General features: G+C 63.7%; 14 protein-coding genes. 7 read left to right on the top strand and 7 right to left on the bottom strand.

The window, feature by feature from the left end; all coding sequences use genetic code 11:
- Window position 1 precedes the first annotated feature (1 nt).
- From holA to leuS, 3 genes are read right to left on the bottom strand one after another with little or no spacing between them, the layout of a single operon-like run.
- Window positions 2–1,033 carry a DNA polymerase III subunit delta gene (gene holA, locus AC6CIG_RS20885; protein WP_100672637.1) on the bottom strand — a complete coding sequence of 344 codons (1,032 nt, stop codon included), beginning with the start codon at window positions 1,031–1,033 and terminating at the stop codon, window positions 2–4.
- A gap of 12 nt (window positions 1,034–1,045) precedes the next feature.
- Window positions 1,046–1,591, bottom strand: a complete 546-nt coding sequence (locus AC6CIG_RS20880; RefSeq protein ID WP_018098702.1) for an LPS assembly lipoprotein LptE — start codon at window positions 1,589–1,591, stop codon at window positions 1,046–1,048.
- Window positions 1,578–4,208 carry a leucine--tRNA ligase gene (leuS, locus tag AC6CIG_RS20875; RefSeq protein ID WP_127710485.1) on the bottom strand — a complete coding sequence of 877 codons (2,631 nt, stop codon included), beginning with the start codon at window positions 4,206–4,208 and terminating at the stop codon, window positions 1,578–1,580. The genes AC6CIG_RS20880 and leuS overlap by 14 nt, the downstream gene beginning before the upstream one ends.
- 267 nt (window positions 4,209–4,475) lie before the next feature.
- On the opposite strand from leuS, the gene AC6CIG_RS20870 reads away from it, so the two are divergent.
- On the top strand, window positions 4,476–5,135 hold the full coding sequence (locus tag AC6CIG_RS20870) for a YggS family pyridoxal phosphate-dependent enzyme (protein ID WP_437408639.1): 660 nt from the start codon (window positions 4,476–4,478) through the stop codon (window positions 5,133–5,135).
- A 111-nt stretch (window positions 5,136–5,246) separates the two neighbouring features.
- On the top strand, window positions 5,247–7,154 hold the full coding sequence (locus AC6CIG_RS20865; protein ID WP_127710481.1) for a propionyl-CoA synthetase: 1,908 nt from the start codon (window positions 5,247–5,249) through the stop codon (window positions 7,152–7,154).
- 175 nt (window positions 7,155–7,329) lie between these two features.
- Here AC6CIG_RS20865 and AC6CIG_RS20860 read toward each other — a convergent pair whose 3' ends face one another.
- Window positions 7,330–8,028, bottom strand: coding sequence for a DUF1013 domain-containing protein (locus tag AC6CIG_RS20860; protein WP_018098706.1), 699 nt, complete (start codon window positions 8,026–8,028; stop codon window positions 7,330–7,332).
- 276 nt (window positions 8,029–8,304) lie between these two features.
- Between AC6CIG_RS20860 and acs the strand changes: the two genes are divergently transcribed.
- Entirely contained in the window at window positions 8,305–10,254 is a 1,950-nt protein-coding gene (gene acs, locus AC6CIG_RS20855; RefSeq protein ID WP_437412613.1) for an acetate--CoA ligase, read from the top strand.
- Window positions 10,255–10,425: 171 nt separating this feature from the next.
- On the opposite strand, the gene AC6CIG_RS20850 is transcribed toward acs, so the two are convergent.
- Window positions 10,426–10,680: a DUF1674 domain-containing protein gene (locus AC6CIG_RS20850; protein WP_164866955.1), complete on the bottom strand. Its 255-nt coding sequence runs from the start codon at window positions 10,678–10,680 to the stop codon at window positions 10,426–10,428.
- Window positions 10,681–10,810: 130 nt separating this feature from the next.
- On the opposite strand from AC6CIG_RS20850, the gene htpX reads away from it, so the two are divergent.
- The 4 genes from htpX (at window position 10,811) to purH (ending at window position 16,787) form a co-directional block, all read left to right on the top strand.
- Window positions 10,811–11,770: a zinc metalloprotease HtpX gene (gene htpX / locus AC6CIG_RS20845; RefSeq protein WP_127710477.1), complete on the top strand. Its 960-nt coding sequence runs from the start codon at window positions 10,811–10,813 to the stop codon at window positions 11,768–11,770.
- Window positions 11,770–13,182: an RsmB/NOP family class I SAM-dependent RNA methyltransferase gene (locus tag AC6CIG_RS20840; protein ID WP_437412614.1), complete on the top strand. Its 1,413-nt coding sequence runs from the start codon at window positions 11,770–11,772 to the stop codon at window positions 13,180–13,182. Before htpX ends, AC6CIG_RS20840 begins: the two co-directional genes overlap by 1 nt.
- Window positions 13,183–13,349: 167 nt before the next feature.
- Window positions 13,350–15,035, top strand: coding sequence for a heparinase II/III family protein (locus AC6CIG_RS20835; protein WP_018098711.1), 1,686 nt, complete (start codon window positions 13,350–13,352; stop codon window positions 15,033–15,035).
- 141 nt (window positions 15,036–15,176) lie between these two features.
- Window positions 15,177–16,787, top strand: coding sequence for a bifunctional phosphoribosylaminoimidazolecarboxamide formyltransferase/IMP cyclohydrolase (purH, locus tag AC6CIG_RS20830; protein ID WP_498323693.1), 1,611 nt, complete (start codon window positions 15,177–15,179; stop codon window positions 16,785–16,787).
- Between the two features lie 335 nt (window positions 16,788–17,122).
- Here purH and AC6CIG_RS20825 read toward each other — a convergent pair whose 3' ends face one another.
- Both AC6CIG_RS20825 and AC6CIG_RS20820 read right to left on the bottom strand, forming a co-directional pair.
- Window positions 17,123–18,514 carry an MFS transporter gene (locus tag AC6CIG_RS20825; RefSeq protein ID WP_080636749.1) on the bottom strand — a complete coding sequence of 464 codons (1,392 nt, stop codon included), beginning with the start codon at window positions 18,512–18,514 and terminating at the stop codon, window positions 17,123–17,125.
- 125 nt (window positions 18,515–18,639) lie between these two features.
- A complete protein-coding gene (locus AC6CIG_RS20820) occupies window positions 18,640–23,427 on the bottom strand; it encodes an NAD-glutamate dehydrogenase (protein ID WP_437408642.1) in 4,788 nt (1,595 codons plus the stop codon).
- Between the last annotated feature and the right edge of the window lie 111 nt (window positions 23,428–23,538).

Genomic DNA, 23,538 nt, shown 5'->3' with positions numbered 1-23,538 from the left:
CTCAACGCCGCGCAGACTGGATCGTGATCGCCAGGAGATTCTGGATCACCAGGCTCTCCTCGAGGCTCTGGCGGCTGCGGCTCTGATAGATCGTCGCCTGCAGGCGGCCCAATTCGCGCCGGATCGCCGGAGCGGTCCAGTGTTTCAGCGCCGCTTCGACAACCGGCTTGCGGCGGAAGTGGAGGCCGCGGCCAAGGCTTGCGACAACCTGGCCCGCGGACTGGCGGCCCGCATCCATTTCGGCACGCATCACGTCGAGCTGCTGGAATTGCCTCAGGCAGGCCTGAAGCACGAGGAAAGGCGGCGTCTTGGATGTCGTGATCTTCTTCATCGCATGCAGCAGCGCGTCGGCGTCGCCCTTCAATACCGCATCGACCGCATCATCGACCGAAATGGCGCTGGCGTCGCCGACGATGCCGAGAACGTCGTCCTCGTCGACCAAATCCTTGCCACGGCAATAGAGGGCGAGTTTCCGGAGCTCGTTGCGCGAAGCCATACGGTCGCCCCCGAGCGCCTCCACCAGACGTTCGCGCGCGGCGGGACCGATGCGCAGGCCCGCTTCCGAAAGTTCCTTGTCGACAAGTGCTTGCAGGCCCCTGGCGTCGTCGCTGTAGCAGGCGATCGAAGCGACGGAGCGGGAAGTCTCGCCCACTTTCCTGAGCGCCGCCCCCTTCTTCAGGTCGCCCGCTTCTATGATGAGCCGGGCGCCGGCGGGCGGGTCGGTCGCGAGAATCTGCAGCGCTTCGGTGAGCGCTTTCTCAGCGGACGCACCGCGCACCCAGACCAGCTTATCGCCGCCGAAAAGACCGATGGCATTGACTTCGTCCAGCACGCTTCCCGCGCCCTGCAATGACCCGGCATCAAGCTTGACGACGGCGAAAGGATCATCGAGAGGAAGGCCGAAGCTGCCGGCGAGTTCGGACGCGCGTTCCGAGACGAGGCCGCGATCGGGACCGTAGAGCAGGAAAAGCCGGTAGATCGCCGCAGATCGCTGCAGGAAATTATCGAATTCGTGCGACTTGACCTCGCTCATCTGACGAACGGATCAGCGGCCGAGAGCGGCTGCGAGGTCGGCCCCGATGATCTCCGCCAGTTCCTTGGCGGCGCGATTCTCGCCATCGCGCACGGCGCGTATCTTGGCGAATTCCTGCTGGGGGAAGTCGACCAAAGCGACGGCCGTCCGGTTCCCTGACTTCACGGTCTCGCCGGTGGCGGTCTTGGTCAGGTTGTAGTCCGCTTTCACGACGATGCGGCCGGCTCCGGCGTCGTCGTCGTCATTGTCGAGATCCGTGCTCTCGTAGAGCACGCCCATCGTCCGGTGCGAGACGCTGAGCGCCAGATGATATTGCGGATTGACCGGTTCGCCCTGACCACGCGACGTCAGGAAGACGAGGGCATTTCGGACTTCCTGCTCGACGCGATCGTTGGCTTCCGAAATCTCGATCGCGGCAAGCGCGACAGAGGTCGAACCGGTAGGACCGTCGGAATAAAGGGGCCTGACCTGGCAGCCGCCAAGTGCCGCGAGCGACAATGCGCCGGCTACGAAGCCCAAGGACCGAAGACGGAAGCCAGCTATATCAGACAACGACATTGACGATCCTCTGAGGCACGACGATGATCTTCTTCGGGCTGCCGCCGTTGAGCGCGGCTTTTACGGCGTCGAGAGCGAGCACGGCGCTTTCGATCGCACTCTGATCTGCGTCGCGCGCGATTGTCAAATCGGCGCGCTTTTTCCCGTTGACCTGGACCGGCAGCGTGATCTCGTTCTCGACGATGAGCGCAGCATCGAATTTCGGCCAGGCCTTCTCGGCGATCAGACCTTTGCCGCCGATCTCGCGCCAGCATTCTTCCGCAAGATGCGGCATCATCGGCGCGATCAGGTTGATCAGGATCGTGGCGGCGTCCTTTACCGCAGCAGTCAGAGCGTTGTCCGCCTTGCCGCTCGCGACCTGCGTCAGCGGGGCGGCCATGGCGTTCACCAGTTCGTAAATGCGAGCGACCGCCTTGTTGAAGGCGAGCTTGTCATAGTCGGCCTCTACCGCCTTGAGAGTGCGATGCGCGGCCTGGGACACGGCCAGCCCCTCGCCTCCGCTTGCCGGTGCGGCATCGACGGCACGCAGCTTCTCCGCGGCCTCGGTCAGAAGACGCCAGACGCGCTGCACGAAGCGATGGGCGCCTTCGACGCCTGCTTCGGACCAGATAACGTCGCGATCCGGCGGCGAATCGGAGAGCACGAAGAAACGTGCAGTGTCGGCCCCGTAGGAGCCGATGATGTCATCCGGGTCGACGACGTTCTTCTTCGACTTCGACATCTTCTCGATCGATCCGATGGCGATTTCCTCGCCGGTCTCGATGTGGACCGCGCGCCGCCGTCCGTCTGTTTCCTCCACGCGGATCTCGGCGGGCGTGATCCATTCCCGCTGCGCGCCTTCGCCGCGGCTATAGGTCTCGTGGACGACCATGCCCTGGGTGAACAGCCCCTTGAAAGGCTCGTCCAGCGCCACGTGGCCGGTCGCCTTCATCGCGCGGGTGAAGAAGCGCGAATAGAGCAGATGCAGGATCGCATGCTCGATGCCGCCGATATACTGGTCGACCGGCAGCCAGTGATTGGCCGCTTTCGGATCCGTCGGGTTGTCCTCCCAGGGCGCCGTGAAGCGGGTGAAGTACCAGGAGGAATCGACGAAGGTATCCATCGTGTCGGTTTCCCGGCGTGCGTCCTTGCCGCATTGCGGGCAGGCGACGTGACGCCAGGTCGGGTGACGGTCGAGCGGATTGCCGGGCTTGTCGAAGGTCACGTCCGGCGGCAGCGTAACGGGCAGGTCTGCCTTCGGCACCGGAACGACGCCGCAGTCGTCGCAATGGATGACCGGGATCGGGCAGCCCCAGTAGCGCTGGCGGGAAATGCCCCAGTCGCGCAGGCGGAAATTGACTTTGCGCTCGCCGCGCGGCGTGCCGTTCAGCAGATCGTTTTCGAGTCTGGAGGCGACGGTCTCGAACGCCTCTTGCGCCGAGAGCCCGTCGAGGAAGCGCGAATTGATCATCACGCCGTCGCCGTCATAGGCCTCGTCGCCGATCGTGAAGGTCTGCGGATCGGCATCCTTCGGCATCACCACCGGAACGACCGGCAGATCGTATTTGCGGGCGAAGTCCAGGTCGCGCTGGTCGCCCGAAGGGCAGCCGAAGATGGCGCCGGTGCCGTAGTCCATCAGCACGAAATTGGCGACGTAGACCGGCAGCTCCCAGTTCGGATCGAAGGGGTGCCGCGCGCGGATGCCGGTGTCGATGCCCTTTTTCTCTGCCGTCTCCAATGCGGCGAGCGACGTGCCCGCGCGCCGGCATTCCTCGCAGAATGCTTCGATCTCGGCGTTCTTGGCTGCGGCATCCCTGGCGAGCGGATGATCGGCGGAGATCGCCAGGAAGGAGGCGCCGAACAGCGTGTCGGGCCGCGTCGTATAGACGGTGACTTCCTTCTCCTCGCCGGGGACTGTCGCCGGATCGAGCTCCCACCGCACCGACAGTCCTTCCGAACGGCCGATCCAGTTTTTCTGCATCAGCCGCACTTTTTCGGGCCACTCGTCGAGCGTGTCGAGCGCGTCGAGCAGATCCTGGCTGAAGTCGGTGATGCGGAAGAACCATTGCGTCAGCTCGCGCTGTTCAACGAGCGCGCCGGAGCGCCAGCCGCGGCCTTCGATCACCTGCTCGTTGGCGAGCACGGTATTGTCGACCGGGTCCCAGTTGACCTTCGATTGCTTTCGGTAGACCAGGCCTTTTTCCAGGAAATCGAGGAAAAGATGCTGCTGGCGCTGGTAATATTCGGGATCGCAGGTCGCAAACTCCCGGCTCCAGTCGAGCGAAAGCCCCATGACCTTGAGCTGCGCCTTCATCGAGGCGATGTTCTGGTAGGTCCAGCTCGCCGGATGAACGCCGCGCTCCATGGCAGCGTTTTCCGCCGGCATGCCGAAGGCGTCCCAGCCCATCGGGTGCAGCACGTTGAAGCCGCGGGCGCGCTTGTAGCGGGCGACCACGTCGCCCATCGTGTAATTGCGCACGTGACCCATGTGGATCCGCCCGGACGGATAGGGGAACATCTCCAGGACGTAATATTTGTCGCGCGGATCGTCGTTCTTCGTCTCGAAGACCTTGCCCGCTTCCCATTGGTGCTGCCAGCGCGGTTCGGCATCGCGCGGATTATATCGTTCGGTAGCCATGTCTTTGTCGATGTTCCGGAAATTCTGCCGGGCGCGAGCGCCCGCGCGTGATAGCTGGCGTGACCTTCACCACGAAACGCCCCAAGCGTCAAGTTTTGAAGGATTCGCCGGGCGATCCCTTCGATTTGGCATTTCAAGCGCGGGAAGGATAACGCCGCGGCCAGGGCGAACCCGCCCCGCTCCGGCTTGCGCTGGACTTGGCAAGCGTTGCAAGTTTCAATAGGCCGCAAGCGAAGATGTTTAGACGATCTTGAACGGGAGCGTGGAATGGAAGTCGAGGAACGGCTGAACGAAGTGCTGAGCCGGATTCGCGCAAGCGAGAAGTCGGCCAAGCGTTCGGAAAATGCCGTCAGTCTGGTGGCCGTGTCGAAAACCTTCGACGCCGAGACGATCCGGCCGGTGATCGAGGCTGGCCAGCGCGTCTTCGGCGAGAACCGCGTGCAGGAGGCGCAAGCCAAATGGCCCGCGCTCAAGCGTGAGACCCCGGACATCGAGCTGCACCTGATCGGTCCGCTGCAATCCAACAAGGCTGCAGACGCCGTTGCGCTCTTCGACGTCATCGAGACGATCGACAGGGAGAAGATCGCGCGCGCGGTCGCCGCCGAAATGCAGCGCCAGGGGCGCGATATCCGCCTCTATGTTCAGGTGAACACGGGTCTCGAGCCGCAGAAAGCTGGCATCGCGCCGGAAGACGCGGCCGCCTTCGTCAGGCTCTGCCGTGACGAGTTGGCTCTGAACATCGAAGGACTGATGTGCATTCCCCCGCTGGACGAAAATCCGGGACCGCACTTCGCCCTGCTCGCCAAGCTTGCCGATCAGTGCGGCCTTTCCAGGCTCTCCATGGGCATGTCGGGCGATTTCGAAACGGCAATCGCCTTCGGCGCCACCGGCGTGCGGGTAGGCTCCGCCATTTTCGGAGCACGCTGAGTTCCAATCCCATTACCCTTTCGTCGGGGTTCCCGTTTACCTCCGTTCGCCTATCTTGCGAAGTGGAGGAACCGGGCTTCTCGTCCGGAGAGCGAGTGGGAGGAAACGGATATGGCGAGCCGCTATTCCGAAGTGTATGCCGCGTGGAAGGCCGATCCGCACGGCTTCTGGGCAGATGCCGCATCGGCGATTGACTGGTTCGAGCGGCCGGCGCGCATTTTCGAGCCTGCCGGCGGCACCTATGGCCACTGGTTTCCGGACGGCGTCACCAATACCTGCCACAACTGCCTCGACCGGCATGTCGATGCCGGCCTAGGCGAGCAGCCGGCCTTTATCTATGACAGCCCCGTCACCGGCCGGATCGAGAGGATCTCCTATGCGGACCTGCTCGCCGATGTGAAGGCGATGGCTGCAATCTACCGCAAGCTGGGCGTCGACAAGGGCGATCGCATCATCATCTACATGCCGATGATTCCGCAGGCGGCGATCGCCATGCTCGCGGCAGCGCGGATCGGCGCGGTGCATTCTGTCGTTTTCGGCGGCTTTGCCGCCAACGAACTCGCCATGCGCATCGATGATTGCCAGGCAAAGCTCGTCGTCTCGGCAAGCTGCGGGCTGGAGCCCGGTCGGACCGTCGCCTACAAGCCTCTGCTCGATCAGGCGATCGAAACGGCCAGGCACAAGCCGGCCCATTGCCTGATCTATCAGCGCGATATGCTCGCCGCCTCGATGATTCGCGGCCGCGACATCGATTTCGCCGAGGCGCTCGCGCAGGCCAGAGACGCCGGTGAGGAAGCCTCTTGCACGCCGGTTGCCTCCACCGATCCGCTTTATGTCCTCTATACGTCCGGGACGACCGGCCAGCCGAAAGGCGTCGTGCGGGACAATGGCGGCCATATGGTCGCGCTCAAATGGTCGATGGAGAACTTCTTCGGCGTCAATGCCGGCGACGTGTTCTGGGCGGCTTCCGACATCGGTTGGGTGGTCGGTCATTCCTACATCGTCTACGGGCCGCTCCTTAACGGCTGCACGTCGATCCTCTTCGAAGGAAAGCCGGTCGGGACGCCCGACCCCGGAACCTATTGGCGCGTGATTTCCGAACACGGCGTCGCGGTCATGTTCACCGCGCCGACGGCGCTGCGAGCGATCCGGAAAGAGGATCCGGAAGCGACCCATGCAGGCCGTTACGACCTGTCGCGGTTCCGGGCGCTCTATCTTGCGGGCGAGCGGGCCGACCCGGACACGATCCGCTGGGCGGAACGGGCGCTGAAGGTTCCGGTGATCGATCACTGGTGGCAGACGGAAACAGGATGGCCCGTCGCCGGCAATCCATTGGGTCTCGGCCTCCTGCCGGTAAAATACGGTTCCCCGGCGGTTCCCCTCCCCGGCTACGACGTGCAGGTCGTCGACGACGCGGGCCACCCGGTGGAAACCGGCACGCTCGGCAATGTCGTGATCAAGCTGCCGCTGCCGCCCGGCTGCCTGCCGACGCTCTGGAATGCCGATCACCGCTTCCATGCGGCCTATCTCGAGGAATATCCCGGCTTCTACAAAACGGCGGATGCCGGCTATCTCGACGAGGACGGCTATATCTTCATCATGGCGCGGACCGACGACATCATCAACGTTGCGGGACACCGGCTGTCGACGGGCGCCATGGAAGAGGTTTGCGCCAGCCATCCGGACGTCGCCGAATGCGCCGTGATCGGCATCGCCGATCCCCTCAAGGGGCAGGTGCCGGCGGGCTTCCTGGTCATCAACGCCAATGTTTCCCGTGAAACAGAAGAAATCGAGAAGGAGGTCATCGGTCTCGTGCGCGAGCGCATCGGACCGGTCGCCGCCTTCAGGACGGCGGTCTGCGTCAAGCGGCTGCCAAAGACGCGATCCGGCAAGATCCTGCGCTCGACGATCCAGAAGATCATCGACCGCCAGCCCTGGACGATGCCGGCGACGATCGACGATCCGGCGATCCTCGACGAGATTACCGAACTGTTGCGGTCAAAGGGGATTGGCGCTTAGAGCACTTCCAGGAAAAGTGTGTACCGGTTTCCCGTCCGAAGTGCGTTGAATCAAATGCTCTGGATCGGATGAAAAGCGCCAATCCGCGTCGCCCGCGTCGATCCGGTCGACGACGGTCAATAAAAAACCCGGATGTTGCGATCCGGGTTTTCTCATCTCGCAGATGGCGAAGCGATCAGTAGTCGTCTTCCTCGTCGTCCTTGCGGTCCGACTTCAGCGACTTCAGCTTGGCGAAGACGGCATCGGCGTCGATTTCCTTTTCCTCTTCTCGATCGTGGCCGTAGTCGAGCTTCTCGGTCTCCTGCGCGGATTCGAGCGTCGCGCCGGTCTCGGCTGCGGAAGGAAGCGGGCGCCCCTTGGAGGCGCGCTCGACCTCCAGGTCCAGGTCGATCTGCGAGCAGAGGCCGAGAGTCACCGGGTCCATCGGCGTCAGGTTGGCGGAGTTCCAGTGGGTGCGCTCGCGAATCTGCTCGATCGTCGCCTTCGTCGTGCCGACAAGACGCGAGATCTGCGCGTCCTTCAGTTCCGGATGGTTGCGGACCAGCCACAGAATGGCGTTCGGGCGGTCCTGACGCTTGGAGACCGGCGTGTAGCGCGGGCCCTTGCGCTTGGAGTCCGGGACGCGGACCTTCGGCTCCGAAAGTTTGAGTTTGTGATTCGGATTTCCTTCGGCGCGTGCAATCTCGTCGCGCGAAAGCTGCCCGGTAGCGATCGGATCGAGGCCCTTGATACCCTGCGCCGATTCACCGTCGGCAATCGCCTTGACCTCGAGCGGGTGCAGCTTGCAGAACTGCGCGATCTGGTCGAACGAGAGTGCGGTGTTGTCAACCAGCCAGACGGCTGTTGCCTTGGGCATAAGCAGTTGCTGAGCCATGGATATAGTCCTTTTGTCCGTCCGCGCCGGTGTCGCGGGCCGTGGAGTCTACCACTCATTTCCGGGAATTGGGGGTTCTATACCGTTCTTGTCTCGAAATTGCAATTCTTCACTTTCAAATGTGCTTTTGTCTAATTGCGGACCGGAAGCGACCTGCTTATGAATTGTCGCAAAGGACCGGTGGGAGCCGATCCAGGGCGGAATGAGGAACTCTGTGCGCAGTTTTCCGCCGGTATCCGCCCATGATCTGACCAGAAATGCGCAGGGAGGAAAATTATGGACGTCAAGACCTACCCGGTCCTAGAAGCGGCCAGGAACCGCACGCTGCTCGACAATGCCACCTATCTCGAATGGTATCGCGAGAGCGTTGCCGATCCGGAGAAGTTTTGGGGCGAGCACGGCAAGCGGATCGAATGGTTCGAACCCTATACCAAGGTCAAGAATACCTCCTTCGAGGGCGATGTCTCGATCAAGTGGTTCGAAGACGGGCTGACCAATGTGTCCTACAATTGCATCGACCGCCATCTGAAGACGCACGGCGAAAAGACGGCGATCATCTGGGAGGGAGACAATCCCTATCTCGACAAGAAGATCACCTATAACGAGCTGTACGACAAGGTCTGCCGGCTTTCCAACGTCATGAAGAAGCACGGCGTCAAGAAGGGCGACCGGGTCACCATCTACATGCCGATGATCCCCGAAGCGGCCTATGCGATGCTCGCCTGCGCGCGCATAGGCGCGATCCATTCGGTCGTTTTCGGCGGCTTTTCGCCCGAGGCGCTGGCCGGCCGAATCGTCGATTGCGAGTCCACCTTCGTGATCACCTGCGACGAGGGCCTGCGCGGCGGCAAGCCGATTCCGCTCAAGGAGAATACCGATACGGCGGTCGACATCGCTGCCAAGCAGCACGTAATGGTCAGCAAGGTCCTGGTCGTGCGCCGCACCGGCGGCAAAGTCGGCTGGGCTCCGGGCCGCGATCTCTGGTATCATCAGGAGACCGCGACGGTGGAGCCGCATTGCCCGCCGGAAAAGATGAACGCGGAGGACCCGCTCTTCATCCTCTATACGTCCGGCTCTACCGGCAAGCCGAAGGGCGTGCTGCACACGACCGGCGGCTATCTCGTCTACGCTTCGATGACGCATCAATACGTGTTCGACTACCGGGACGGCGACATCTACTGGTGCACGGCCGATGTCGGCTGGGTCACCGGCCACTCCTACATCGTCTACGGGCCGCTCGCCAACGCGGCGACGACGCTGATGTTCGAGGGCGTGCCGAACTTCCCCGACGCGGGACGATTCTGGGAAGTGGTCGACAAGCACAAGGTCAACATCTTCTACACCGCGCCGACCGCGATCCGCTCGCTGATGGGAGCGGGCGACGATTTCGTCAGGCGCTCCTCACGCTCTTCGCTGCGCCTGCTCGGAACGGTCGGCGAACCGATCAATCCGGAAGCCTGGGAGTGGTACTATCACGTTGTCGGCGACGAGCGTTGCCCTATCGTCGATACCTGGTGGCAGACTGAAACCGGCGGCATACTGATCACGCCGCTGCCGGGGGCCACCGATCTCAAACCCGGCTCCGCGACACGGCCTTTCTTCGGCGTCCAGCCGCAGATCGTAGACAGCGACGGCAAGGTCGTAGAGGGCGCGGCCGACGGCAACCTTTGCATCACCGACAGCTGGCCCGGGCAGATGCGGACGGTCTATGGCGACCACGAACGCTTCATCCAGACCTACTTCTCCACCTACAAGGGCAAGTATTTCACGGGCGACGGCTGCCGCCGCGACGAGGACGGCTACTATTGGATCACCGGCCGTGTCGACGACGTGCTGAACGTCTCCGGCCACCGGCTCGGCACGGCGGAAGTGGAATCGGCGCTCGTCTCGCACAACCTCGTTTCCGAGGCGGCGGTCGTCGGCTATCCGCATCCGATCAAGGGTCAGGGCATCTATTGCTACGTTTCGCTGATGGCCGGCGAGGTCGGAGACGACGAACTGCGCCAGGCGCTCGTCAAGCACGTCCGTTCGGAGATCGGGCCGATCGCGACGCCGGACAAGATTCAGTTCGCGCCCGGCCTGCCGAAAACACGCTCGGGCAAGATCATGCGCCGGATTCTCCGCAAGATCGCCGAGGACGATTTCGGTTCGCTCGGCGACACGTCGACGCTCGCAGATCCAGGTGTCGTCGACGACCTGATCGCCAATCGTCAGAACCGCGCGTGATGTGAGCTGGGTGGCGAGAGCCACTCATCCCGCTGCCGCACCTTCTCCCCGCAAGCGGGGCGAAGGTGCATTGCGGGGAGAAGGTTAGGATGAGGGGCTCAATCCCGCCCTCTACCAGCCGCGAACGCAGCGCTCGATTCGCTACCGAAACGAAATAGAAACGACCTGCCCTCAGAAATCGATCGCGCGGCCCTTGATCTCCCAATCGCCGAAGCGAGCCGGGTCGAGGCCGCCGCGTCCGCCGAGTTCCGCCGGCATTTCCTTCGGCGCTTCGGCACGTCGTCTCTCTTCGGCCTCCTTCAGAGCGCGCAGCGCTGCCGGGGAAAGCGGACGTTTGGGGCGGTCGGGAGAATTGTCGTTGTCGTTCTGCATACCGGTCGCGGTTTCCGTAACGATATTGAAGAGCTGGCCGTCTATACCCATCATATAGGCACTTCCGTGTGAACGGAAAAGCTTGATTCACGTGAAACCTTTGCGCGTACCGAATGGAACGAAGCGGCTGCAAGCGGCTTTCCAGGAGGCGCGGAAAGGACACCGATATGGTTGGAGCTCATTCATGAACCTCATGCGCACGGCAATGCTGCTTGCCTTCATGACCGTCCTCTTCATGGCCGTCGGCTATGTCATCGGCGGCCGCGGTGGCATGATGATCGCCCTCGTCATCGCCGCGGGCATGAATTTCTTCTCCTACTGGAATTCCGACCGGATGGTCCTGCGGATGTACCGGGCGCAGGAGGTGGACGAGCGAAGCGCGCCGGAATATTACGGGATCGTCCGCGATCTGGCGAAGAATGCCGGCCTGCCGATGCCGCGCGTCTACGTCATCGACAGCCCCCAGCCGAATGCCTTCGCCACCGGCCGCAACCCGGAGAACGCTGCGGTCGCCGCTTCGACGGGACTGCTGCATTCGCTTTCCTACGAGGAAGTTGCCGGGGTGATGGCGCATGAGCTCGCCCATATCCAGTATCGCGACACTTTGACGATGACACTGACGGCGACGCTCGCCGGTGCGATTTCCATGCTTGGCAATTTCGCCTTCTTCTTCGGTGGCAACCGCGAGAACAACAATCCGCTCGGCTTCATCGGCGTACTCATCGCGATGATCGTCGCCCCGCTCGCGGCCATGCTGGTACAGATGGCGATCAGCCGTACACGCGAATATTCCGCCGACCGCCGCGGCGCGGAGATCTGCGGCAATCCACTCTGGCTTTCCTCGGCGCTTCGCAAAATCGCCGGAGCCGCGCAGGTCATCCCTAACAATGACGCCGAGCGCAATCCGGCGACGGCGCATATGTTCATCATCAATCCCCTCTCGGGCGAGCGGATGGACAATCTGTTCTCGACCCATCCGAACACGGAGAACCGGGTGGCGGCTCTGGAGAGAATGGCCCGCGAGACGTCCACGGGCTCGACGGCGCCGGTCCGCCCTGATAATGCAGGGCGCAAATCGCGCTCTGTCCCGAGAACCGGCTGGGGTCGCGGTGGTTCCGAACCGCCGAAAGGCCCCTGGTCCTGATGCCCGAAAACAACAAGAACGATTCACGTCCGAAACGATCCCGCGAGCGCAACCGCTCCGGAGCGGGGGGAGCCCGGCCCGGCGCGGATGCCGCGGCCAAACCGGGCCTGAAGAGCCGCCAGGCGGCTGCCAAGATCCTGGCGGCGGTGGTGGACCGCAAGACGCCGCTCGATGGAATGCTCGATCCGGAGCGCGGGAACCCGGCCTATCGCGAGTTGAGCGAAGCAGACCGCGCGCTGGTGCGCGCCATTCTCAACTCGGCACTCCGCCATCTGCCGCGCATTCGCGCGGCCATCGACTCGCTTCTGCAAACGCCTCTGCCCGAGGGTGCGCGGGCTCTCGAACACGTGCTGACCGTTGCCGCCGCGCAAATTCTCTATCTCGACGTTCCGGATCATTCGGCGGTCGATCTCGCAGTGGAACAGGCCCAGTCCGACCCGCGCAACCGCCGTTTCGCAAGCCTCGTCAACGCCGTATTGCGGCGGCTTTCGCGTGAAAAGGACGAAATTCTCGAAAAGCTGCAGCAAGTGCCGGCGATGCCCGGCTGGTTCTTCGACAGGCTCGTCGCCTGTTACGGTCCCGACCAGGCCGAGCGCATCTCCGAGGCGCAGCTCGTACCCGCCGCCATCGACGTGACCGTGAAATCCGATGCGGCGTCCTGGGCGGAACGGCTCGCTGGCACCGTGTTGCCGACCGGCTCCGTTCGTCTTCAGGACTTCTCCGGTTCGATCCCGTCGCTTTCAGGCTTTTCGGAAGGCGCCTGGTGGGTCCAGGACGCGGCCGCTTCCATTCCGGCCCGCCTTTTCGGCGATGTCCACGGGAAAAAGGTGGTCGATCTCTGTGCTGCGCCCGGCGGCAAGACGGCGCAGCTCGTCCTCGCGGGGGCGGAGGTGACCGCGCTCGATCAGTCGTCAAGCCGGTTGCGGCGGCTCAAGGCGAACCTCGAGCGGCTGGGCTTCGAGGCCCGGACCAAGGAGAGCGACATGGCCGAGTTCCGGCCGGAAGAGCTCTTTGACGCGGCCCTTCTCGACGCCCCCTGCTCCTCGACGGGCACCACCCGGCGGCATCCCGACGTGCTCTGGACGAAAGGCCCGCCGGACGTCGAGAAGCTTGCCAGGCTGCAGGAACGGCTGCTGCGGCATGCGCTTACCCTGGTAAAGCCCGGCGGCCTCATCGTCTTTTCCAATTGCTCGCTCGACCCTCTGGAGGGCGAGGAGGTCGTCGCCCGCGTCGTCGCCGACGGCGGATGCGAACGGGTGCCGATCGACGCAGCCGATTGGCCGGGGCTCGAAAAGGCGATCACCGCGCTTGGAGAGTTCCGCACGACACCTGCGATGCTTCCACTGGAACCGCCCTTCGCCGGTGGCCTCGATGGCTTTTATGCCGCCGTGCTGCGCCGTGCGGGAGCCTGAGGGCGCTCATCAACAGACTGTTTTGCTGTGACAATTGACGCCCTCGGACGGCCCGCCTATCAATGGCGACAGGGTTGATAAATATTTAATGATCTTTCCCGCACGATTCCGATCTTCTGCATGATCCTCGAATCGGCTCCGGTTGAAGAGGAAACCCACGGGCGCCGATGCCGTTTTCCAGTAAAACCAGGCTCCTATATTTGTATTTGCGCGAAGGCCAACGCCGATTGGCGCGCCTGCTTTCGCGCGGGAAGACGGCGGCGCTGCGCGTTGCAGGCTCCACGCCCGCCCGTCTGATCGTCGCACCCACGGATCTTCGGGCCATCGATCCCTTCGCCGCCGAAGAGATTCTCGCGGGTCGCTTTCCGCTCGCCGGCCGCGTTCTGGATACCGAAGGCGAGTCGCCTTTCGAAATCGACCTGCCGTCGCACGAGTTCGCGGTTCGCCTTCATTCCTTCGGCTGGCTGCGGCACATGCGGGCGATTCAGGACGAAGCAGGCTCTATCAGGCTGCGCCAGATCATGGACGACTGGATCGGCTGCCATGGCCGAAGCATCGGCGAAATCTCGTGGGAAGCGGATGTGGTCGCGCAGCGCGTCATCGCCTGGCTGTCCCATTCGCCGGTGGTGCTGCGTAATGCCGAGCACGGTTTCTATCGCCGCTTCCTGAGAAGCCTTGCCCTTCAGGTCCGCTACCTCCGGAATGTCGCCGACACCGTGACCGACGGAGAGGCGCGCCTGAGGGTTCGCCTGGCACTCGCCATGGCCTCCGTTTCGATGCCGGCTACGGCTTCGGCTATCCGCAAGGCGTCGCGCAATCTGGATCTGGAGCTGGAGCGGCAGCTTCTGCCTGACGGGGCGCATTTCTCCCGAAACCCCCGGGCCGGGCTCGAGCTGCTGCTCGATCTGCTTCCGCTGCGCCAGACCTATGTCAATCTCGGCCACGACGTGCCCTCGAGGCTCATTCCCTGCATCGACCGCATGTATCCGGCGCTGCGTTTCTTTCGCCACCAGAGCGGGGAGCTCGCCCTCTTCAACGGCGCGACATCGGTTCTCGCCCATGAGCTCGCCTCGGTGCTCAGATATGACGAGACGTCCGGCGAGCCGTTCCGGTCGTTGCCGCACGCCCATTACGAACGCCTGTCGATGGGCGATACGGTCATCATCATGGACACTGGGCGTCCGCTTTCGGTCGACCTGTCGCGAACCGCCCATGCCGGCTGCCTCTCCTTCGAGATGTCCTCCGGCAGGAATCGCTTCGTCGTCAACTCCGGTGCGCCGAAATTCGCCGGCGAACGATTCAGGCAGATGGCGCGCACGACCGCCGCGCATTCCACCGTCACCGTCGACGACACGTCTTCCTGCCGCTTTTCGCAGTCGCGGTTTCTGGGCCCGATCATGATCAGCGGCCCTTCGCGCGTCGCGGTCGAGAGAAAGGACGAGCCGGGAAGCATCGAGCAGGTCAAAGCGAGTCACGACGGCTACCTTGCGCCCTTCGGCCTGATCCACGAGCGCGACATCGGAATTCTCAATGGCGGGCGGTTGATCCGCGGCCGCGACCGCCTGCTGCTGGAGGATGGCAGCGATCCGGCAAATGACGACGACGCGGCCGCGGTCGCCCGTTTCCACATCCACCCGGCAATCGGCATGCGCCGGCACAGCGAGAGCGAGATATATCTGACGGCGCCCGACGGAGAGACATGGCTCTTCGCCTGTCGCGACGGTGCGCTCGCGATCGAGGAGGATATCTTCTTCGCCGATCCCTCCGGCGTTCGCGCCTCGTCGCAGATAAGCGTGACCTTCTCCGCCGCCTCGCAGCCGGAGATCCAGTGGACTTTCACGCGGGAGGGATGACGTCGAAACTGCGCCGGGCCTATTTTCCGGTTGTTGCGGCGCCGAAGGTTCCTTCCGGCAACAAGCTATGCTAACGGGCAGCCATCCCAATCGCCGGAACCTCTTGCCCACGCGTCCGGCGCTGCCAAAGGAGCAAGGTCGATGGCTGTCGCCTCCAAGAAAATCCCCGCCCCGGACGAGGTCCGGATCAAAACCGCCCTCCTTTCGGTCTCCGACAAGACGGGCATCGTCGAACTCGCCCGCGCCCTCAACGACAAGGGCATACGGCTGGTATCGACCGGCGGTACGCACAAGGCGCTTGCCGATGCCGGCCTTCCCGTCAGCGACGTCTCGGAGCTGACCGGCTTTCCGGAAATCATGGACGGGCGCGTCAAGACGCTTCACCCCGGCGTCCATGGAGGTCTTCTCGCGATCCGCGACGACGCGGAGCATGCGGACGCCATGAGCGCGCACGGCATCACCGCGATCGATCTCGCCGTCATCAATCTCTATCCCTTCGAAGACGTCCGCGCCAAAGGCGGCGACTATCCGACGACGGTCGAGAATATCGATATCGGCGGCCCCGCAATGATCCGGGCATCGGCCAAGAACCATGCCTATGTGACGATCGTCACCGACCCGGCGGACTATTCGCCGCTGCTCGAGGAAATCGCAGACGGGACGACGCGCTACGCCTTCCGCCAGAAGATGGCGGCCAAGGCCTATGCCCGCACGGCCGCCTATGATGCGGCGATCTCCAACTGGTTTGCCGAGGTGCTCGACACGCCCATGCCGCGCCACCGGGTTCTCGGCGGCGTGCTCGAGGAGGAGATGCGCTACGGCGAAAACCCGCACCAGAAAGCCGGATTCTACGTGACCGGCGAGAAACGGCCGGGAGTGGCCACGGCGGCGCTGTTGCAGGGCAAGCAGCTCTCCTACAACAACATCAACGATACCGATGCCGCCTTCGAACTGGTGGCGGAATTCCTGCCGGAAAAGGCACCGGCCTGCGCCATCATCAAGCATGCCAATCCCTGCGGCGTTGCGACCGCGTCCTCGCTCGCGGAAGCCTATCGCCGGGCGCTCGCCTGCGATTCGACCTCGGCATTCGGCGGCATCATCGCGCTCAACCAGGAACTGGACGCCGAGACTGCGGAAGAGATTGTCAAACTCTTCACCGAGGTCATCATCGCGCCGTCGGTCAGCGACGAGGCGAAAGCCGTCATCGCCCGCAAACCGAACCTGCGGCTGCTTGCGACCGGCGGCCTGCCGGATCCGCGCACGCCCGGCCTGACGGCGAAGACGGTCGCCGGCGGTGTGCTCGTCCAGACGCGCGACAACGGTATGGTAGAGGACCTGACGCTCAAGGTGGTCACCAGGCGCGCGCCGACGGCGCAGGAGCTCGAAGACATGAAGTTCGCCTTCAAGGTGGCGAAGCACGTCAAGTCCAACGCCATCGTCTATGCCAAGGACGGCCAGACGGCGGGCATTGGCGCCGGCCAGATGAGCCGCGTCGATTCCGCGCGCATCGCTGCCATAAAGGCGGAAGAAGCAGCCAAGGCGCTCGGCCTCGCCGAGCCGCTGACGCGCGGTTCGGCCGTCGCCTCGGAAGCCTTCCTCCCCTTCGCCGACGGTCTTCTGTCAGCCATCGCGGCCGGCGCAACCGCCGTCATCCAGCCGGGTGGTTCGATGCGCGACGAAGAAGTGATCGCGGCGGCGGACGAACACAATGTCGCGATGGTCTTCACAGGCATGCGGCATTTCCGGCACTAGAGGCCTTTTGTCTAATGCACTTCCGGGCGGAAAACCGTGACACCTGGAAGTGCTCTAAGGCCCTAAGATACCGCCGCGGCTTATTTGATTTCCTCATTCCTGTGCCCGTCACAGGAATCCAGCCAGACCAAGTCCTTGGGCTGAAAGAACGCTTCCCGCGCCGCAGACGCGGCGCTGCTCTCATCCCTGTGACGAGCACAGGGATGAGGATGAGGAGAGATTGCAACCCTCCTTAGGCCGTTTCGACCTGAAACATGAACGCGATCGATTCCAAGCCGTTAAGACGCCGGATGCGGAGGAAACCGCATCCCGCTCCGGCCTCCTGCTCGACATTCCTATCGCGGCCGGTGCGCCGGATAGGGAGTCCGCAGGAGGATCACGAGACCGACGGCGAAAAAGGCCACCAGCGCCATCATGCCGATCCGGGCCGAACCGGTCATAAGCGTGATCGTCGCGACCGAGGCGGGCGCCAGGAACGAGGTGGCGCGGCCGGAAAGGGCGTAAAGACCGAAATAGCGCCCGGCTTCGTCGGGCGAAACACTGCGCGCGAGGTAGGATCGGGACGAGGCCTGGACCGGCCCGAAGGCGACGCCGACGAGCAGGCCGTAAAGAATATAGGCCTTTTCGGCGGCGGTGCCGAAGAGGCCGCCCGAGTCCGTCGAGCCAAGCGGGACAAGCCCGAAGAGCGTGAAACCGGGCCCCGTGGAGACGATGCCGAGCGTGGCGATCGTCAATGAGACGAGGCTTGCGATGACGATCGTCTTGGAGCCGAGCCGTGCATCGAGCCTGCTCGCATAAAGGCAGCCGAAAATCGCCACGACGTTCAGGATGATGCCGTAGAGCCCGAGTTCCATCGTTTGCCATCCGAACATCCCGGCCGCGAAGGTGCCGCCGAGCGCGAGCAGTCCGTTGACGCCGTCCTGGAAGATCATCCGGGCAATCAGGAACCGCAAGATGCCGGCCCTCTCCTTGAGTTCGGCAAGCGTGCCCTTCAGTTCCTCGAAGCCCCGAGCGGTTGCTTTCGCCATCGACATCGTTGCCCTGGTCGCGTCCGGCGTGAAGAGGAACATTGGCAGGATGAAAACCATGTACCAGGCGGCGGAAATGGGGCCGGTGATGCGGGCGTCTTCGCCCTTTGCCGGATCGAGCCCGAACAGAGGTTCGAGTCCGATCGCCGTCTTGCCGGTCTGCGGGCTTCCGGCAATCAGCGCGACCACGGCGATCAGCACGATCATGCCGCCGAGATAGCCGAGGCCCCAGGCGATGTTGGAGATGCGCCCCACTTCCTTTTCGCTCACGAGCCGCGTCATCATCGAATCGTTGAAGACGATGGAAAATTCGGCGGCCACCGTCGCCAGCGCAAGAAAGACCGCCGTATAGATCAGGGACGAGCCCGGCGCCGCGTTCCAGAGCAGGGCGAGCGAGATGATCTTCACGGCGGCGAAAAAGGCGATCCACGGCTTTCGCGGGCCGGCCGCATCGGCAATGGCGCCGAGGACCGGCGAAAGCAGAGCGATCACGATCCCCGCAATGGTCAGCGTATAGCCCCAGACCGCCTGCCCTTGGGCGGGATCGGCCGTTAGCCGGGAAACGAAATAGGGCGCGAAGATGAAGGTGGTGATCACGGTGAAGAAGGGTTGCGCGGCCCAGTCGAACAGCATCCAGCCGGCAATGCCGAGACGGGAAGTCCGAGGCCGCTCCTCCATTCGCCCAGCCGCGATATCCACTTCATCCCTCCCCGGCACTTGCGCAAGCGCGCCGCGTTCGGGGGCGGCGGGCAGGGCAATGAAGAACAACCTTCGACCGGAGCGGAATTGGTTCCTCCGGCCGAGTTATGGCCGGAGGGACTGTGTCATTTCGTCCAGCCGCGTGCAAGATCGCTGAGGAGACCGGCTGCGACAGTGACCTTGGCGAGCGTCGTTTCGCCCTTTTCGGTCAGGAGCCTCAGCTGGTCGCCGACAGTGGCGACGCGTTGGCGATCGCGATCCTGCCAGGCGAGAACGGGGTTTCGCTCGCCCTTATGCTCGACCAGGGCGGCGATGGTGATATCGCGGCGTGCGGTGCCGATATCGCCGACCGCCCGCGAGAGCGCCATCGACTCGAACTGCTCGGTGGCGGGCACGCGGTCGGCGGCCGCCAGCAGGCGGTTGATTCTCAGACTTTCGGTGACGGTGAAATAGGCCTGGGCGGTGCGGCTCAGCGGCTCGCCGGTTACCGTGGCGATCTGCATGATCTCAGGGACCAGGGTCATGAGCGACAGTTCGGCGATTTCCTCGGCAAGCTTTGCCGGCACGCCGTTTTCGATGAAGCCGGCCGCCCTCAGGCGAGCTTCCTCGGCACCCTCCCTGGATATCGCCGCCCGCATGGTGCCGCGCAGCTTCTGCAGCCCGTCGCGAAGCCGGGCAACCGCTTCGGCCACGGAGCCCTCGGAGGCGCGGGTGCGCAGCGCCCGTTCGGCGACGAGCGCAAAGATACGCCCCACCTCGTGATAGAGCCGGTTCTGGATCACGCCGCTGATCCTGTTGTCGAGCGCGTCGATCTCGCCGTAGATGCGCGGCAGATCGAAGCCATCCAGGGCCAGCACCGCTGCCTTCACGACATCGGCGGAGAGGAAGCCGGTGGCATCCGTCAGCGTCGAAACGAAAGCGGGGCCGCCGCGGTTTATCGTTTCGTTGGCGAGTACGGTCGCGATGATTTCGCGGCGCAGCCGGTGCCCGTGAATGTCGCCGGCATAGGCCTTGCGCATCTTTGCGGGGAAGTAGCGCTCCAGGGTCGCCGTGAAATAGGGGTCGTCCGGAAGCTCGCTGACGAGCAGCTCGTCGAAGAGCACCAGTTTCGCATAGGAGAGCAGCACGCCGATCTCCGGGCGCGTGAGCGGCCGGCCCGCCTGGTAGCGCTCGCTCATCGCCTGGTCGGTCGGCAGGGTCTCGACCTTGCGGTTGAGGTGGCCGTCGGCCTCCAGCCGCGCCATCAGCCGCGCCAGCGGGGTGCGGTTGGCGAGGCCCTGCATCTCGGTGAGCGAGATCGCCAGCGACTGCTGGTAGTTGTTGCGCAGCACGAGATGTCCCACCTCGTCCGTCATCGATGCCAGAAGCGTGTTGCGCTTGGGCCGGGTCAGGCGGCCTTCGCGCATGGCGGAGGCAAGCGCGATCTTGATGTTGACCTCGACGTCGGAGGAATTGACGCCGGCCGAGTTGTCGATGGCATCGGAGTTGCAACGCCCGCCATTGAGCGAGAAGCCGATCCGGCCTTTCTGGGTGACGCCGAGATTGGCCCCCTCGCCGATCACGCGCGCCCGCACATCCTCGGCGGAGACGCGGATCGCGTCGTTGGCACGGTCGCCAACCTCGGCATCCGTCTCGTTGGTGCCGCGCACATAGGTGCCGATGCCGCCGAACCAGAGCAGGTCGACCGGGCTCTTCAGGATTGCGCTCATGATCTCGAAGGGCGTCGCCTTCGGCTTGTCGATGCCGATCGCCGCCATCGCTTCGGGGGTGAGTGTCACCAGTTTTTCCGAACGCGAAATGATCATCGCGCCGGGCGAGAGCGCCTTACGGTCATAATCCTGCCAGCTGGAGCGCGAAAGCGCGAACATTCGCTTGCGCTCGGCAAAGGAGAGATCGATATCCGGCTCGGGATCGATGAAGATGTCGCGGTGGTCGAAGGCGGCGATCAGCCGGATCTTTTCCGAAAGCAGCATGCCGTTGCCGAAGACGTCGCCCGACATGTCGCCGACGCCGGCGACGGTGAAGGGCGTCGTCTGGATGTCGACGTCCATTTCGCGGAAGTGCCGCTTGACGGCCTCCCACGCGCCGCGCGCGGTGATTCCCATCTTCTTGTGGTCGTAGCCGGCGGAGCCGCCTGAAGCGAAGGCGTCGTCCAGCCAGAAGTCCGCTTCCTGGGCGAGCGCATTCGCCGTGTCGGAGAAGGTTGCCGTTCCCTTGTCGGCGGCAACGACGAAATAGGGGTCGTCGCCGTCGAGCCGCAGCGTGTCCTCCGGGGGAACGACGTCCTGGCCGACGATATTGTCGGTGACGGAGAGCAGCGTGCGGATATAGGTCTTGTACGCCTCCGTTCCCGCCTTGAAGACCTCGTCGCGGCTGCCGCCGACGGGCAGCTGCTTCGGATAGAAGCCGCCTTTGGCGCCGACCGGAACGATGACGGCGTTCTTCACCTGCTGCGCCTTGACGAGGCCGAGCACCTCGGTCCGGTAATCCTGCGCCCGGTCGGACCAGCGAAGGCCGCCGCGCGCCACCTTGCCGAAGCGCAGATGGACGCCTTCCACTTCCGTGCCGTAGACGAAAATCTCGCGGAAAGGCCGCGGTTCCGGCAGGCCTTCGAGCTGTTTCGGATCGAGCTTGAAGGCAAGAACCGCGCGCGGCCTGCCTTCGGCGTCCTTTTGGAAATAGTTCGTCCGGAGCGTCGACTGGACCGCATTGACGTAGCGGCGCAGGATCCTGTCCTCGTCGAGGCTGGGCACGGCCGACAGAGCCTCCTCGATGCCCGACAGCAAGGCGTTGCACTTCTTGGTGCGCGCTTTCCCCTCCGTCGTCGGATCCATGCGCGTGGAGAAGAGGCGGAAGATGTCGGCGGCGATCGTCGGATACTTGTTCAGAGTATCGGCGATATAGCCTTGGGAATAGGTGATGCCGGCCTGGCGCAGATAGCGCGCATAGGCGCGCAGCACCGTGATTTCGCGGGCGGTGAGCCCGGCAAGCAGGACCAGCCGGTTGAAGTTGTCGTCCTCCGTCGTGCCGTTCCAGGCCGCCAGGAAGGCCTCCTCCAGGGCGGGGCCGATCCTGGCGAGATTGAGCGTGTGCCCGTCGCGATGGATCAGCTCCATGTCGTGAAGGACGACCTCGCGGGGCTCGTCCCCATGGACGTGCACGCCGATGTCGTAGGTCTGCTCGCTGATGACACGGAAGCCGAGATTTTCGAGAAGCGGCACGCGGCGCGACAGCGAAACGGGGGTGTCGGCATGGAAGATCTTCAGTTCCAGCGTATCCGGCCGCTCCTGGTGCCGGTGGTAGAAGGAGATGCGGATCGGGTCGCCGGCCGTGCAGGCGGCGATGTCTCCGAGGTCGGCATAGGCTTCCGCGGGTGTGAAGGCCGCCTGATAGGCTTCACCGACCGATATCTCCTTGCCCTCCTTGCGGGCGAGCAGATTGAACCGATCGATCCAGCGGGTGACGATGGCGCGGACCGCCTCTTCGAGCTTCGCCTGGGGAACCCGTGGCGTCTTGCCGCCCGAGCGGCCGATGATGAAATGGACGCGTGCAAGCCCGCCTTCGGGAAAGGCCGGGTAATAGGCCGAGACCCGGCCGTCATAGACCGTTTTCAGATAGTCGCCAATCTTCTCGCGGACGTCGGAATCGTATTGTTCGCGCGGCACGAACACGATGACCGAGACGAAGCGGTCGAAGTGGTCGATGCGCGGCAGCACCCGCACCCGCGGCCGGTCGCCGAGCTCGTTGATCTGTTCGCAGAACGCGGCGAGCAGCCCGATATCGATCTGGAAAAGATCGTCGCGCGGATAGGCCTCCAGCGTGTTGGCCAGCGTCTTGCCGGAATGGCTCTGCGGATCATAGCCGAAATGATCGACGATCTTCTCGATCTTGTGCCTGAGCAGCGGGATCTCCGACGCCTGCCGCGTGTAGGCCGTCGAGGTGAACAGACCGACGATGCGCAGTTCGCCGACGACGTTGCCGGAGGCGTCGAAACGCTTGATGCCGATGTAGTCCATGTGGGCACGCCGGTGGACGACCGACTTCACATTGGCCTTGGTGACGATCAGGAAGTCGGGCCCCTCGAGGAAGGCGAGGATTTCCGGGGTGGTCAGCACCGCATCCTTGCCCTGGCGCAGGACCCGCACGTCCGGATTGGACAGGATGCCGAGGCCCCTGCCCTTGCCGCGCTCGACCGTCGCCCGTTCGCCCTTGCCGGAATAGGTATATTCCCGCATTCCGAGGAAGGTGAAGTTGCTATCCCTTAGCCAGCGAAGGAACGCCAGCGCCTCGTCGCGGTCGCTCTTCTTGCGGGAAGCGTTGTAGTCCTCGAGCTCCCGCATTGCCTGGTCGAGCAGAGCGGTCATCGCCGGCCAGTCGTGTACGGCTTGATGAACCTGCTCCAGCACATCCGAGATGCGCTTGCTCAATGAGCGTGCCTCCAGCGGAGTCAGCCTGCTCAAGTGGATTTGAATGTGGCTGACGCGGTGTTCGGGCGCGCTTTCCTCGTCCGGATCGAACAGCTTCACGGGTTTGCCGGGCTCCATCACCAGAATCGGATGGATCGCCAGGTGGATGTCGCGGTGGGTGCTCGTCACCTCTCCCATCACCGAATCGTAAAGGAAGGGCATGTTGCGTTCGGTGATCGCGATGATCGAAACCTCGATACCGCCCGGTGCGACCCCTGCCACCGTCTCCACCGAGACCTGCGGCTTGCCGCCGTCCCAGCGTGCGAGTTCGCTGCGTGCGTGGGCAGCGGTGAGCGCCAGCATCTCAGGCGTGTAACGGTCGAGGTCGTCGTTGCTCGCTCCGCCGAAGAGGATTTCCGGTGGCAGTGTCTCGGCCCCGAATCTGGACCCTGCCGCCCGGGCCGCATCGATGTGCCGGTCCCGCTTCGGATTATGCTTCACGCCCATGAAATCGCTCTCCACTCATGATGGTTGAACCTAGCAGAACCATGCCCAATGGCGACCGTTTTTATGATGGATTTCGGCAAAATCGAGCCGGATTTTGGAGAAAATCACGTA

Source organism: Sinorhizobium sp. GQ132, from assembly GCF_059758575.1.
Note: the sequence above shows the minus strand (reverse complement) of the source record. Positions and strands in the feature narration are given on the sequence as shown.